Origin of the sequence: Frigoribacterium sp. Leaf8, from assembly GCF_001421165.1 — a bacterium.
Lineage (GTDB): Bacteria > Actinomycetota > Actinomycetes > Actinomycetales > Microbacteriaceae > Frigoribacterium.
In genome coordinates, this window is sequence record NZ_LMKB01000005.1 from 747,291 (window position 1) to 761,763 (window position 14,473).

Sequence of the window (14,473 nt, forward strand, 5' to 3'; positions counted from 1 at the left end):
GTCACCGCGCCGGCGGACGGCGAGAGGGCCCCGCACCGGGTGGTGCGGGGCCCTCTCGGGTGGTTCCGGTGCTGCGTCGAGGTCAGCGCGCAGCGCTGCCGTCGACGTAGTCGGAGTCCTGCTGCTTCCAGGCGAACAGGGCACGCAGCTCTTGGCCGGTGGCCTCGATCGGGTGCTCCTCGCCCTTCTTGCGGAGCTCCGTGAACTCGGGCGCGCCGGCGTCCTGGTCCTCGATGAAGCGCTTCGCGAAGGCGCCCGACTGGATGTCGGCGAGCACGGCCTTCATGTTGTCCTTGACGTCGGGGGTGATGACGCGAGGGCCCGAGACGTAGTCGCCGTACTCGGCCGTGTCGGAGACGCTCCAGCGCTGCTTGGCCAGGCCGCCCTCCCAGATCAGGTCGACGATCAGCTTGAGCTCGTGCAGCACCTCGAAGTAGGCGATCTGCGGCTGGTAGCCGGCCTCGGTCAGGGTCTCGAAGCCGTACTGGATCAGCTGCGAGGTCCCGCCGCAGAGCACGGCCTGCTCGCCGAAGAGGTCGGTCTCGGTCTCTTCGGTGAAGGTGGTCTTGATGCCGCCGGCACGCAGGCCGCCGATGCCCTTGGAGTACGACCAGGCGAGATCCCACGCGGCGCCGGAGGCGTCCTTCTCGACGGCGACGATGACGGGCACGCCGCGGCCGGCCTCGAACTCGCGACGGACGGTGTGGCCGGGGCCCTTGGGGGCGACGAGGACCACGTCGACGCCCTCGGGCGCCTCGATGTAGCCGAACCGGATGTTGAAGCCGTGGCCGAAGACCAGGGCCTTGCCGTCGGCGAGGTTCGGCGCGATGTCGTCGGCGTACACGTGACGCTGGACCTGGTCGGGCGCGAGGATCACGATGACGTCGCCCCAGGCCGAGGCCTCGGCGGGCGTCTGCACCGTGAAGCCGGCCTCCTCGGCCTTGGCGCGGCTCTTCGAGCCCTCCTTGAGGCCGACGACGACCTCGACGCCCGAGTCGCGGAGGTTCAGCGCGTGGGCGTGGCCCTGCGAGCCGTAGCCGATGACGGCGACCTTCTTGCCCTGGATGATCGACAGGTCGGCGTCGTTGTCGTAGACGATTTCAGTCACGGTGTGGTTCTCCTTGGGTGGTGACGGTGGGGTGTCGGGGCGAGGAGGCGCGGTGCGCGACCCCTCGCGGGTTCAGTTCTTGAAGACGCGGTCGGTGATCGACTTCGCGCCGCGGCCGATGGCCAACAGGCCCGACTGCGAGATCTCCTTGATGCCGTAGGGCTCGAGCACGCGGAGCAGCGCCGTCGTCTTGCCGGTGTCGCCCGTGACCTCGATGACGAGGGCGTCGGTCGACACGTCGACCACCGAGGCGCGGAAGAGGGTGACGGCCTCGAGCACCTGCGAGCGGGTCGTGTTGTCGACGCGCACCTTGATCAGCAGGTGCTCGCGCTGCACGGACTGCGAGTAGTCCAGCTCGACGATCTTGATCACGTTGATGAGCTTGTTCAGCTGCTTGGTGACCTGCTCGAGCGGCAGTTCTTCGACGTCGACGACGACCGTGATGCGGCTCAGCCCCTCGACCTCGCTCTTGCCGACGGCGAGGCTCTCGATGTTGAAGCCGCGCCGGGCGAAGAGGCCGGCGACACGGGTCAGCAGACCCGGCTTGTCTTCGACGAGCAGGGACAGGACGTGGCTCATGCGTGTTCTCCGGTCATGTCGCCGTCGCGGGTGGTGTCGGAGGCGCTCGTGCCCGGCGCCTCGTCGTCCCACTCGGGAGCGAGGGCGCGGGCGTGCTGGATCTCGGAGTTCGAGACCCCCTGCGGCACCATCGGCCAGACCATCGCGTCGCGGCTGACGACGAAGTCGATGACGACCGGGCGGTCGTTGGTCGCGAGGGCGAGCTCGATGGCCGCGTCGACCTCGTCCTCGGTGCGGACCCGGATGCCCAGGGCGCCGTAGGCGTCGGCGAGCTTGACGAAGTCCGGCACCATGCGCGTCTCGTGACCCGTGTTGAGGTCGGTGAACGAGTGGCGCCCCTCGTAGAAGAGCGTCTGCCACTGCCGCACCATGCCGAGCGACGAGTTGTTGATGATCGCGACCTTGATCGGGATGTCGTTGATGACGCAGGTGGCCAACTCCTGGTTGGTCATCTGGAAGCAGCCGTCGCCGTCGATGGCCCACACCACGCGGTCGGGCTGGGCGACCTTGGCCCCCATGGCGGCCGGGACCGAATAGCCCATCGTGCCCGCGCCTCCGGAGTTGAGCCAGGCGTGCGGGCGCTCGTACTCGATGAACTGGGCCGCCCACATCTGGTGCTGGCCGACGCCGGAGGCGTAGATCGCCTCGGGGCCGGAGAGCTGCCCGATGCGCTGGATGATCGCCTGGGGTGACAGCAGGCCGTCGTCGGGCTGGGTGTAGCCGAGCGGGAACTGTTCGCGAAGACCCTCGAGGTGCTCCCACCACGCCGCGATGTCGGGCTTGACCCCACCCGTGACCTCGGCGAACGCGCTCGTGAGGTCGGGGATGACGACCTTGGCGTCACCCACGATGGGCACGTCGGCGATGCGGATCTTCGAGATCTCGGCGGGGTCGATGTCGACGTGGACGACCTTGGCACCGGGCGCGAAGAGCTCGGCCTTGCCGGTCACCCGGTCGTCGAAGCGCGCGCCGAGGGCGATGATGAGGTCGCTCTCCTGGAGTCCCAGCACGGCCGGCACCGTGCCGTGCATGCCGGGCATCCCGAGGTGTTGCGGGTGGGTGTCGGGGAACGCACCGCGGGCCATCAGGGTGGTGACGACGGGAGCCCCGGTGAGCTCGACGAGGGCCTTGAGCTCGGCCGACGCCCCGGCGCGGATCACGCCGCCGCCGACGTAGAAGACGGGTTGCTTGGCGTCGGCGATCATCTGGGCCGCGGCGGTGATCTGCTTGCCGTGCGCCCTCGTCACCGGTCGGTAGCCCGGCAGGTCGACGACGGGCGGCCAGATGAAGGGTGCGCTGTTCTGCTGCGCGTCCTTCGTGATGTCGACGAGCACCGGGCCGGGACGCCCCGTGCTCGCGATCTGGTACGCGGCGGCGAGCGTCGCCGGGATGTCCTCGGGCTTGGTCACCAGGAACGAGTGCTTCGTGATCGGCATCGTGATGCCGACGATGTCGGCCTCCTGGAAGGCGTCGGTGCCCATGAGGGTCGAGAAGACCTGCCCGGTGATGGCCAGCAGCGGCATGCTGTCCATGTAGGCGTCCGCGATCGCCGTGACGAGGTTCGTCGCGCCGGGGCCGGACGTCGCGATCGCGACGCCGACGCGACCGGACGCGGCGGCGTAGCCCTCGGCGGCGTGCCCGGCGCCCTGCTCGTGGCGGACCAGGATGTGTCGGATCGCCGTCGAGGCCATCAACTCGTCGTAGAACGGGATGATGGCTCCGCCGGGCAACCCGAAGACGTCGGTGACGCCCAGGTGCTCGAGCGACTTGAGGATGGCGCCCGACCCGGTCAGCACGGGAGGCGCGGTCGGCGCCCCGACGGACGCGCCGGCGCTCGGCCGGGCCGTCCGCGTCGCGGTGCCGGGCGTGGGGGTGGACTCTGCAGGCATCAGTGCCGGTTCCCTGTTCGTGGTCGGTGATCGATGGTGACGGTGCGGGACGCGGCCGTGCACGGGGTGCGACGTCGCGACGGCTCGACCGGCGGTGGGACGCGTCAGTAGGTGACGGCGCCCTCGGCCGCGGAGCGGACCTGGCGTGCGTACTTCGCGAGGACACCGCGGGTGTAGCGCGGGGGAAGCGGTGCCCAGCCGTCTCGGCGGGCTTCCAGCTCTGCGGCGTCGACGAGTAGGTCGATCGAGCGAGCGGCGATGTCGACCCGAATCAAGTCACCATCGCGCACGAAGGCGATCGGACCGGAGTCGACCGCTTCGGGTGCTATGTGGCCGATGCACAGGCCGGTTGTGCCGCCTGAGAATCGTCCGTCCGTCAACAGTAGTACATCTTTGCCGAGCCCTGCGCCCTTGATGGCCGCGGTGATGGCGAGCATCTCGCGCATGCCCGGGCCGCCCTTGGGGCCCTCGTAGCGGATGACGACCACGTCGCCGGACTCGATGCGCCCCTCGGTGAGGGCGTCCATGGCGCCACGTTCGCGTTCGAAGACCTTCGCCGGCCCCTCGAACACCGACGCGTCGAAGCCCGCCGTCTTGACGACGGCGCCCTCGGGGGCCATCGAGCCGCTGAGGACGGTGAGGCCGCCGGTCGCGTGGATCGGGTTGTCGAGCGTCCGCAGCACCTCGCCGTCGAGCGGCTTCGGCTTGATGGACTCGAGGTTCTCGGCGACGGTCTTGCCGGTGACGGTGAGGCAGTCGCCGTGCAGCAGACCCGCGTCGAGCAGCGCCTTCATGACGACGGGGACGCCACCCATGCGGTCGACGTCGTTCATGACGTACTTGCCGAAGGGCTTGAGGTCGCCGATGTGCGGCACCTTGTCGCCGATGCGGTTGAAGTCGTCGATGGTCAGGTCGACCTCGGCCTCGTACGCGATGGCGAGCAGGTGCAACACGACGTTGGTCGAGCCACCGAAGGCCATGGCCACGGCGATGGCGTTCTCGAACGCCTTCTTGGTGAGGATGTCGCGCGTCGTGATGCCCTGACGGAGCATCTCGACGACGGCCTCGCCCGAACGGTGGGCGAAGTAGTCGCGGCGGCGGTCGGCCGACGGCGGGGCCGCCGAACCGGGGAGGCTCATGCCGAGGGCCTCGGCGACGCTGGCCATGGTGTTGGCCGTGTACATCCCGCCACAGGCGCCCTCGCCCGGCACGATGGCGCACTCGATCGCCTTCAGGTCGTCGTCGCTCATGTTGCCGGCCTTGTAGGCGCCCACGGCCTCGAACGAGTCGATGATCGTGACGTTCTTCTCGGTGCCGTCGCTGAGCTTGACCCAACCGGGGGCGACGCTGCCGGCGTAGAGGAAGACGCTGGCGAGGTCGAGCCGGGCGGCGGCCATCAGCATGCCGGGCAGCGACTTGTCGCAACCGGCGAGCAACACCGACCCGTCGAGCCGCTCGGCGTTCATGACGACCTCGACGCTGTCGGCGATCACCTCGCGTGAGACCAGCGAAAAGTGCATGCCCTCGTGGCCCATCGAGATGCCGTCGGACACCGAGACGGTGCCGAACTGGAGCGGGTACCCTCCCCCGGCGTGGACGCCTTCCTTGGCACCCTGGGCCAGACGGTCGAGCGACAGGTTGCAGGGGGTGATCTCGTTCCAGCTGCTGGCGATGCCGATCTGGGGCTTGCTCCAGTCCTCGTCGCCCATGCCGACGGCACGGAGCATGCCTCGCGACGTGGTGGCCTCGACGCCGTCGGTGACGACGCGGCTGCGGGGTTTGATGTCGATCCCGTCCGGGGTGGGCTTCTCTGGCATGGGTCGAGTTTAGGGCGTGACCGCGCTCGTGCCGTCCACCGTCGCCGACGGCCTCAGAGCTCGCCCGGCTCCCCCGCGGCGTCTCCGGTCGACCGCGTCCGCCGACCCTCGTGGTCGCGGGCGTCGTCGTCACCCTCCCTGTCGTCGAGCCCGGACGAGTCCCCGACCCGGTCCATCTCGACGGCCAACGCGTCGGCCGACCCGACGGGCAGGTCGGACACGTCGAGATCGGCGACGTCGCCCTCGGTCGTCTCGGCGATCTCGCCGGCCGCCCGGGCCACGGCGTCGTCGAGTTCGTCCACGACCAACCGATCGCGCAGGAGGTCGCCGTTGCGGTACCCCGCCCGACCGATCATGTGCGCCGAGATGGGTGCGGTGAGCATCTGGAAGACGAGGACGACGAGCAGGGACGCGATCGTCCCCACGGTGTGCTGGTCGAGCGCGATCGCCGCCAGGACCAGGATGAGGCCGAAGATCTGCGGCTTGGTCGCGGCGTGCATGCGCGACAGGGCGTCGGGGAACCTCAGGAGGCCGATGCCCGCCGCGACCGAGAGCAGTGCCCCGCCGATGAGCATGACCGAGGCCGCCACGTCGTAGACCGTCTCGGGGATCACGAGGGATCCTGCTTCGAGACGTAGCGCGCGACCGTGATGGAGCCGAGGACGGCCGTCAGCGCGAGGGCGAGGATGACCGGGATGGTCCGGGTGTGGCCGTTGAACACCATGTCGGCGGCGAGGACGCAGATCAGGGTGGTCAGCAGCATGTCGGACGCGATCATGCGGTCGAGGATGGACGGCCCCCGCACGATGCGGATGACCGACGCGAGGCCGGCGAACGCGAAGAGCGCTCCGACGACGTAGGCGACGACGGTCACGAGGGACCTCCTTCGTGGGACGAGGAACGGCTGACCGCTTCGTGGACCTCGGCCGCGGCCGGGGTGCCCTCCGCGATGCGACGGCGGTCGTCGTCGCTGCCGAGCACCCGGACGAGGCGGGCCTCGACGACCAGGACGCCGTCGCGGACGCCCTCGACACCGGCGAGGTCCTCGACCGCGAGCGCGTGCAGGTAGAGGATCGACCGCTCGCGGTCGGCCTCGACCACGAGCGACCCGGGGACGAGCGAGATCGCCTCGGCGACGAGGGTCATGATGAAGTCCGACCTCGTGTGCAGCTGCACCGCGACGATCGCGTTCGAGGTCACGCCGCGAGGTCGGACGGCCTGCCAGGCGACGATGACGGAGGCGCGCACCAGGTCGACCACGAAGTGCGCCAGGAAGACCACGGCGTACCAGAGGTTGAACCGGCCGCTCAGTTCGACCGGGGGCAGGAAGAACACCCGGGTCACGAGCAGCGCCACGGCGACGCCGGTGACGAAGGCCAGGACGGTGAACTGGTTCCACAAGGCCATCCAGAGGACGACCAGTCCGACGAGCAGGGGGAGCTGCCGGGCGAGGCTGCGGCCGACCTCGCCGCGGGTGGGACGGCCGGTCACGGGGTGCTCCCCTCGTCTGCGGAGTCCGAGGCGGGTTCGGGCTCGGGCGACGACGGGTCGGACGTCGTCTCGCCCTGACCGCCCGGGAAGACCGTCTGCACGTAGTCGTTCGAGCCGTAGACCCGGCCGGCCGCACGTTCGGCGACGCCGTAGAGCGGGCCGGCAGCGAAGGTCAGGGCGAGCGAGACGAGCACCATGCCCGCGGTCGCGCCCACCATGGTGCGGGGGTTGGTGCGACGTCGCTGGACGGCCACCCGACCCGGGGCCTCCTCGAGGTGCTCGGTGAAGGGCGACTCGTGGTCGTCGACATCGGCCTTCGGGCGCCAGAACGCGAGGTTCCAGGCACGCATGAGCGCGTAGAGCGTCAGCAGCGACGTGAGGGCCCCGGCTCCGATGAGGACGTACACGAGGGGATCGTCGAGCCGGGCACCGGCCTCGAAGAGCGCGACCTTGCCGATGAAACCGGAGAACGGCGGGATGCCGCCCAGGTTGAGGGCCGGGATGAAGAAGAGGACGGCGACGATCGGTGCCGCCTTGAGGAGACCGCCCAGGCGGGTGATCGACGCCGTGCCGCCTCGCCGTTCGATCAGGCCCGCCCCGAGGAAGAGCGTGGTCTGGACCGTGATGTGGTGCACGACGTAGTAGATCGTGGCGGCCAGGCCCTCGACGGTCCCGAGTGCGATGCCGAAGATCATGTAGCCGATGTGGCTGACCAGGGTGAACGAGAGCAGACGCTTGATGTCGGCCTGGGCCACGGCCCCGAGGATGCCCACGATCATCGTCAGCAACGCGATGATCAGCAGGTAGACGTTGACGTTGCTCTCGACGAACAGCACCGTCTCGGTGCGGATGATGGCGTAGACGCCCACCTTGGTCAGCAGGCCGGCGAACACGGCGGTGACGGGGGCGGGAGCGGTCGGGTACGAGTCGGGCAGCCAGAACGACAGCGGGAAGATCGCCGCCTTGATGCCGAACGCCGTGAGCAGCATGACGTGGATGATCGTCTGCACGTCGGGCGGGATGGTGTCCATCTTCTGGGCGATGTCGGCGATGTTGACCGTGCCGAGCGCTCCGTAGATCATCGCGATGGAGGCGAGGAACAGGACGGACGACACCAGGCTGACGACGATGTAGACCACGCCGGCCCGGATGCGCTGCTCGGTGCCGCCGAGGGTGATCAGCACGTAGCTGGCCACCAGGAGGATCTCGAAGCCCACGTAGAGGTTGAAGAGGTCACCCGCGATGAAGGCGTTGAACACGCCCGTGGCGAGGATGAGGTAGGTCGGGTTGTAGATCGAGACCGGGGCCTCGCCGTCGCCGTCGGCCTGGCCCTGCCCGACAGAGAACACGAAGACGGCCAGCAGGACGATCGACGAGATGCTGAGCATGAGCGCCGCGAGTCGGTCGACGACGAGCGTGATGCCGAACGGCGCCTGCCAACCGCCCACCTGCACGGCGATCGCTCCGTGCGTGTCGACGACCACGAGCAGCACCAGGCTGATGACGACGACGAGCGCCAGGGCGACGATCGAGACCACGGCCTGCGAGCGGGGCCGCCGACCGGCGATCAGGGCCGCCGCGGCTCCGAGCAGCGGGATGAGGACGACGAGCGGCACGAGGTAGCTGGGGTTCATGCTCGGTGCCCTTTCTCGTCGTGGTGAGGCCGGTCGTCGCGCAGCGGCCGGTCGTCCGTCGGCACGGCCGCTTCGGCACGGCTGCCGAACTCGCTGTCGCCACCCGCCTCGTCGTCACCGTCGCCCTGTTCGGACTCTTCTTCGGCCGGGACGCCGCGACGCCCGATCTCGAGGTCTTCGGCGTCGTCCGCGAGGGTGTCGCCCTGGGCCAGCCGCCACGACCGGTAGATCAACGCGAGCATGAAGGCCGAGATGCCGAAGGTGATGACGATGGCCGTCAGCACGAACGCCTGCGGCAGCGGGTCGGCGAAGTCGGTCGGATCGGCCTGGCCGTCGACCACGGGGGCCGCGCCGCGTCGGCCGGACATGAGGAGGATGAGGATGTTGGTGGCGTTCCCGACGAGCAGGAAACCCAGCAGCACACGGGTCATGCTGCGCTCGAGCAGCAGGTAGACGCCGCAGGCGTACAGCGCGGCCATGACGACGATCAGGACGAGGGAGACGCTCATGCGCGGCCCCGCTCGGTCGGGGGCGTACCGGCGACGGACACGGGGAGCGCCTCCTCTTCGGGTTCGGACACCTCGTTCGGGTGGCCGAACGCGTCCTCTTCTTCTTGACGGTCGACCTCGGCTCCGAGGCTCCGGAGCACGTCGAGGACGAGCCCGACGACGACCAGGTAGACGCCGACGTCGAAGAAGGTCGACGTGACGAACTCGACGTGGCCGAGCAACGGCACCTCGGCCTCGACCCAGGTCGAGGTCAGGGCGTCGACGCCGAAGAAGAGCGGGACGAGTGCCGTCGCGGCGACCGTCAGGAGACCGGCACCGAGGAGCTTGCCGGCATCGAGGGGTGCGGCCGCACCGAGTTCGTACCGACCGCCCGCGAGGTACCGGGCCACGAAGGCGAAACCCGCCACCAGACCGCCGGCGAAGCCGCCGCCGGGCAGGTTGTGACCGGCGAAGAGCAGGTAGATCGAGACGACGATGATGGCGTGGAAGATCAGGCGCACGACCACCTCGAGCAGGATCGACCGGTTCTGCGGGGCGAGTTTGCGCCCGGCCAGCAACCAGGCGCGGCGGTCGCCCTCGGTGCTGTCGCCGATCTGCGCCGTCGCCCCACCGACGGGCACGACGGGTGCCGGCTCGCGCACGGGCCGGACCCGTGCCAGGAACCGCTGGGCACGCGTGCGCCGCTCGGGCCGGGGCAGGACGTCGGCGCGGGAGGTCAGGAAGACCAGGCTCGCGACACCGGTCGCGGCGACGATGAGGACCGCGATCTCGCCCATGGTGTCCCATCCGCGGATGTCGACGAGCGTCACGTTGACGACGTTGCGGCCGTGACCGCCGTCGACGGCGAGGTCGGGGAAGGCGCCGGAGACCGTGGGGATCGAGCGTGCCCCCAGGGCGACCACGGCGATGGCGGCCATGACGGACCCGACCGAGATGCCGATGACGGCCCGGATCGCCCGGTGGGTGCGGCCGTTTCGCTCGCCCAGACGGGCCGGCAGCCGACGCAGCACGAGGACGAACGCGATGAGTGTGATGGTCTCGATCAGCGCCTGCGTCAGGGCCAGGTCGGGGGCCCCGTGCAGCGCGAAGAGCGCGGCCATGCCGTAGCCGGTCACCCCGACCAGGACGACGGCCTGGAATCTCTTGTTGGAGAGCGCCGACGCGATGGCGCCGATGATCATCAACCCGCCGATGGCCAGCTGCGCCGGGTAGTCCCAGAGCACGGCGGTGGTCGGCCAATCGCTGTTGAGCGCCAGCGTCACCACCGACGAGGCGATGAACACGACGAGGATGGTGGCGAGGTAGAAGGGCAACGAACCGCGCTGCGTCGTCGCGGTCGTCCGCGACGCCGTCCGGTCGATGGTCGCCATGATCCGCACGTACCCGTCGGAGGCGCGGGGCAGGAACGAGACGGCCTTCTGCACCTGCGACACCCGGTCGCGCTGCCAGAAGAGGAGGGCCCCGACCCCGAGCGAGACCGCCGTGAAGCCGAGCGCGGGCTCGAGACCGTGCCAGAGCGCCAGGTAGTAGGGGCCGTGCTCGCCCGGGGCCGAGGGGAGCGTGTCGGCATAACGAGCGAAGACCGGACCGACCTGGTACGAGACGAGGCCGAGCACCAGGCCGGCGACGGCCAGGACGATCGGCGACGCCAGGAAGTCGACGTGCTCACGGACGAAGTCGACCGGCTCGACGCCCTTCTTGCGACCGAAGGCCCCCCAGAGGAAGCGCAGGCTGTAGGCGGTGGTCAGGATCGACCCGACGACGACGCCGACCAGGGCGACGACGCCCCAGGCCGACCCGGTCACGGCGTCGTCGTAGAGGGCCGTGAGCACGGCCTCCTTCGCGACGAAGCCGAAGGTCGGCGGCACGCCGGCCATCGAGGCGAGGGCGAGGAGCGTCACCACGAGGAGGACGGGAGCCTGACGACCGAGCCCGCAGAGCTTGCGCAGGTCTCGCGTGCCCGCCCGGTGGTCGATGACCCCCACCACGAGGAAGAGCGTCGACTTGAACAGGGCGTGGGCGACCAGCAGGGCGAGCCCGGCGAGGGCCGCGTCGCGGGTGCCGAACCCCACCACGATCGTCAGGAAGCCGAGTTGGCTCACCGTGCCGTAGGCCAGGACGAGCTTGAGGTCGTGCTGACGGAGCGCGCGGTACCCGCCGAGGACCATCGTGACCACCCCGACGGTGACGACGATCTCTTGCCAGCCGGGCTGGTCGTGGTAGCCGGGGGCGAGACGGGCGACGAGGTAGATGCCGGCCTTGACCATCGCGGCGGCGTGCAGGTAGGCACTGACCGGCGTCGGAGCCGCCATCGCGGCCGGGAGCCAGAAGTGGAACGGCACGAGTGCCGACTTCGACAGCGCCCCGACGAGTACGAGCACGACGGCGACCGTGACGACCGTCCCGGTGGGTGGCTGCTCGACGAGCTGGGACAACGAGCTCGTGCCGCCCTGGACGGCGAGGATCACGAGGCCGACGAGCATCGCGAGCCCGCCCGCGGTCGTCACGATGAGCGCCTGCAACGCGGCCCCGCGGCTGGCCTGCTTCGCCGTGTAGTGCCCGATCAACAGGTACGAGAAGACGCTCGTGGCCTCCCAGAAGACGAACAGGACGAACACGTCGTCGCTCGTGACGAGGCCGTACATCGCTCCGGCGAAGGCCACCAGCACGGCGGCGAAGCGTGCCCGACCGGCCTCGTCCCGCTCGAAGTAGCGCGCACAGTAGACGAGCACGAGGCCGCCGATGCCCGTGACGACGAGCGCGAGGACCCAGGCGAGGACGTCCATGCGCAGGGTGAGCGAGATGGCGAGCTGCGGAATCCACGGCACGGCCTCGGTGGGCACCTCGCCCGACAACACGGCGGGCCCCTGGAGGGCCGTGAAGGCGAAGGCGGCGAAGGGGACGACGGACGCCCAGAGGAAGAGCGAACGGCCGAGTCGTCCGCCGACGCAGGCCACGACGACGGCCGCCACGGCGAACGCTGTCAGGACTACGATCACGAGGACCTCCGTCGGCTGGCGACCTCGTCGGACCGGCTCGGCTGAGCGGCGGCGGGGAGTCGCGGCGGGGTGTCCAGACTACCTTGCAGTCACCTGGGAATGCTCAGACCCGGCCATCACACCCGTTCAAGGCATGCGCTGTCAGGCATGACCGAGATGCCCACGCAGGCCGGCCAGTTCGACGAGCAGGTCCGCCACGGCGGCGGGGTCGGCGACGCGATGCATCGCCCCCGTCTCGCCCGGGCCGACCTTGATCGACAGGTCGCCCTCGCCGAGTGCCCGGAAGCCGTCCTCGTCGGTGACGTCGTCCCCGGCGTAGAGGACGCCCGTGGCCTGGACGGCCTCCCGGAGTCGGTCGATGCCGTCGTTCTTGCCGGTCGCCCGGACGGCGAACTCGAGGACGTTCTTGCCGACGCGCTCGTGCATGCCGCCGAGCGCCTCGACGGCCTCGCGGGCCGCCGCGTGGACGGCCTCGGTGGTCGCGGCGTCCGCGAGCCGCGTGTGCAGGGCGAGGCCTGCGGGTTTCTCTTCGACGAAGACGCCCTCACGCCCCTCGGCCACACCGTGGACGGCATCGGACAAGCGCGCACGGCCGGCCTTCTCGTCGTCGCTCAACGAGGTCTCGTGACCGTCGACCCGCACCTCGATGCCGTGCGAGCCGACCAACAGCACCTCGTCGGGGGTCTGGCTGACCTCGATTAACGAGGCGAGGTCGCGCCCGGACACGAGGGCGACGGTGGTCTGGTCGAGTGCCGACAGGCGCATGATCGCGTCCAGGGCCGCGGGCAACGCCCGGGCCCGCAGGGGCGCGTCGACCTCGGGCGCCAGGGTGCCGTCGAAGTCGAGCGCGACGAGGAGGCGCGGGGTCGTCGCGAGACGACCGAGCGCGTCGCTCAGGGCCAGGGGGTCGGAACCGGTCACGAGACGTCACCGTCCGTCGTCGCCGAGGCCGGGGCGGGCGTGATCTGCTGCCCGGGTCGCACGTTCTCGAGGGCCTGCAGGAAGGACGCCGACCACTTGGCCACGTCGTTCTCGAGGACGCGACGGCGCAGGGCCCGCATGCGGGTGGTGCGGTCGCGCTTGGGCATCTCGACGGCGCGCATGATGGTGTTCTTGAGGCCGCCGATGTCGTGCGGGTTGATCAGCAGGGCGCTCTTGAGCTCGTCGGCCGCGCCGGCGAACTCGCTCAGCACGAGCACGCCGTCGTTGTCGCGCCGCACCGCCACGTACTCTTTCGCGACCAGGTTCATGCCGTCGCGGAGGGCCGTGACCAGCATGATGTCGGCGGCGAGGTACAACGCCACCATCTCTTCGCGCGGGTAGCCGTGGTGGTGGTAGCTGATGGCCGTGTGGCTCATGGTGCCGTAGTCGCCGTTCACGCGGCCGACGGAGAGCTCGATCTCGTCGCGCAGCAGCTTGTACGTCTCGACCCGCTCACGGCTCGGGCTCGCGACCTGCACGAGCGTGGCGTCCTCGACGCTGAGCCGACCGTCGGCGAGCAGCTCGCCGAACGCCTTCATGCGGTGCCGGATGCCCTTCGTGTAGTCGAGACGGTCGACGCCGAGCATGATCGTCTTGGGGTTGCCGAGGCCCTCGCGGATCTCGCGCGCCCTGGCCTGCACGTCCGGGCGCGCGGCGAGCTCTTCGTAGCTGGCGGCGTCGATCGAGATCGGGAAGTGCTTCGCCAGCACCCGACGGACCTTGGTGCCCCGGCGCGAGACCGGCGCGGACTCGTCGTCGACCGGGACCTCGATGTAGGGGCGCGTCGTCGAGTACCCGAGCAGGTGGCGGACGGCGCGGGAGAAGTTCGACGCGTCGTCCGCCCGCTGGAAGCCGATGACGTCGGCACCGAGCAGGCCCTCGACGATCTGCTGCCGCCAGGGCAGCTGCGAGAAGATGCCGAGCGGCGGGAACGGGATGTGGTTGAAGAACCCGATGGTGACGTCGGGCCGGGCCTCGCGCAGCATCTTGGGCACGAGTTGCAGCTGGTAGTCCTGCACCCAGATGGTGCCGCCCTCTTCGGTGATCTCGGCCGCGCGGTCGGCGAAGCGCTGGTTGACCTGCACGTAGGACTCCCACCAGACCCGGTGGTAGGTCGGGGCGGCGATGACGTCGTGGTAGAGCGGCCAGAGCGTGTCGTTGCTGAAGCCCTCGTAGTAGCGCTGCACCTCGTCGGCGCTGAGCGGCACGGGGACGATCTCGATGCCGTCGGACTCGAAGGGCTCGAACTCGAGGTCGGGTTGGCCCGCCCAGCCCACCCACGCCCCGTCGTTGGCCTTCATGACGGGTTCGAGGGCGGTGACGAGACCCCCGGGCGAGTGCTGCCACGACGCCGACCCGTCGTCGGCGATGACCCGGTCGACGGGGAGGCGGTTGGAGACGACGACGAAGCCGTAACGTTCGGGGGTGTCGGGCATGGGGTGGGTCGGCTCCTGTCGCATCGCCCG

Annotated in this window: 12 protein-coding genes; all 12 read right to left on the reverse strand. The window is 70.0% G+C overall.

Features of this window, described 5'->3' with window-relative positions; translation table 11 throughout:
- Positions 1 to 82 precede the first annotated feature (82 nt).
- Complete coding sequence (ilvC, locus tag ASL10_RS08195) at positions 83 to 1,108, reverse strand: ketol-acid reductoisomerase (RefSeq protein ID WP_056046250.1); 1,026 nt, start codon at positions 1,106 to 1,108, stop codon at positions 83 to 85.
- A gap of 72 nt (positions 1,109 to 1,180) precedes the next feature.
- Positions 1,181 to 1,687, reverse strand: coding sequence for an acetolactate synthase small subunit (ilvN, locus tag ASL10_RS08200; RefSeq protein WP_043593980.1), 507 nt, complete (start codon positions 1,685 to 1,687; stop codon positions 1,181 to 1,183).
- Entirely contained in the window at positions 1,684 to 3,576 is a 1,893-nt protein-coding gene (locus ASL10_RS08205) for an acetolactate synthase large subunit (RefSeq protein WP_082460282.1), read from the reverse strand. Before ASL10_RS08205 ends, ilvN begins: the two co-directional genes overlap by 4 nt.
- Positions 3,577 to 3,680: 104 nt before the next feature.
- A complete protein-coding gene (gene ilvD, locus ASL10_RS08210; protein WP_056046252.1) occupies positions 3,681 to 5,393 on the reverse strand; it encodes a dihydroxy-acid dehydratase in 1,713 nt (570 codons plus the stop codon).
- Between the two features lie 53 nt (positions 5,394 to 5,446).
- Positions 5,447 to 6,007 (reverse strand): monovalent cation/H(+) antiporter subunit G, encoded by a 561-nt coding sequence (mnhG, locus tag ASL10_RS08215; RefSeq protein ID WP_235452595.1) that lies wholly within the window; start codon positions 6,005 to 6,007, stop codon positions 5,447 to 5,449.
- The gene (locus ASL10_RS08220; protein WP_054145652.1) at positions 6,004 to 6,267 is read right to left on the reverse strand and encodes a monovalent cation/H+ antiporter complex subunit F; all 264 of its coding nucleotides are present in this window, start codon (positions 6,265 to 6,267) and stop codon (positions 6,004 to 6,006) included. The genes mnhG and ASL10_RS08220 overlap by 4 nt, the downstream gene beginning before the upstream one ends.
- On the reverse strand, positions 6,264 to 6,884 hold the full coding sequence (locus tag ASL10_RS08225) for a Na+/H+ antiporter subunit E (RefSeq protein ID WP_056046254.1): 621 nt from the start codon (positions 6,882 to 6,884) through the stop codon (positions 6,264 to 6,266). Before ASL10_RS08225 ends, ASL10_RS08220 begins: the two co-directional genes overlap by 4 nt.
- The gene (locus tag ASL10_RS08230; RefSeq protein WP_082460283.1) at positions 6,881 to 8,518 is read right to left on the reverse strand and encodes a Na+/H+ antiporter subunit D; all 1,638 of its coding nucleotides are present in this window, start codon (positions 8,516 to 8,518) and stop codon (positions 6,881 to 6,883) included. Before ASL10_RS08230 ends, ASL10_RS08225 begins: the two co-directional genes overlap by 4 nt.
- Entirely contained in the window at positions 8,515 to 9,027 is a 513-nt protein-coding gene (locus ASL10_RS08235; RefSeq protein WP_082460284.1) for a Na(+)/H(+) antiporter subunit C, read from the reverse strand. The genes ASL10_RS08230 and ASL10_RS08235 overlap by 4 nt, the downstream gene beginning before the upstream one ends.
- A complete protein-coding gene (locus tag ASL10_RS08240) occupies positions 9,024 to 12,026 on the reverse strand; it encodes a Na+/H+ antiporter subunit A (protein WP_082460285.1) in 3,003 nt (1,000 codons plus the stop codon). The genes ASL10_RS08235 and ASL10_RS08240 overlap by 4 nt, the downstream gene beginning before the upstream one ends.
- Before the next feature lie 141 nt (positions 12,027 to 12,167).
- A complete protein-coding gene (gene otsB / locus ASL10_RS08245; RefSeq protein ID WP_056046256.1) occupies positions 12,168 to 12,947 on the reverse strand; it encodes a trehalose-phosphatase in 780 nt (259 codons plus the stop codon).
- The gene (otsA, locus tag ASL10_RS08250; protein ID WP_082460286.1) at positions 12,944 to 14,443 is read right to left on the reverse strand and encodes an alpha,alpha-trehalose-phosphate synthase (UDP-forming); all 1,500 of its coding nucleotides are present in this window, start codon (positions 14,441 to 14,443) and stop codon (positions 12,944 to 12,946) included. The genes otsB and otsA overlap by 4 nt, the downstream gene beginning before the upstream one ends.
- Positions 14,444 to 14,473 lie beyond the last annotated feature (30 nt).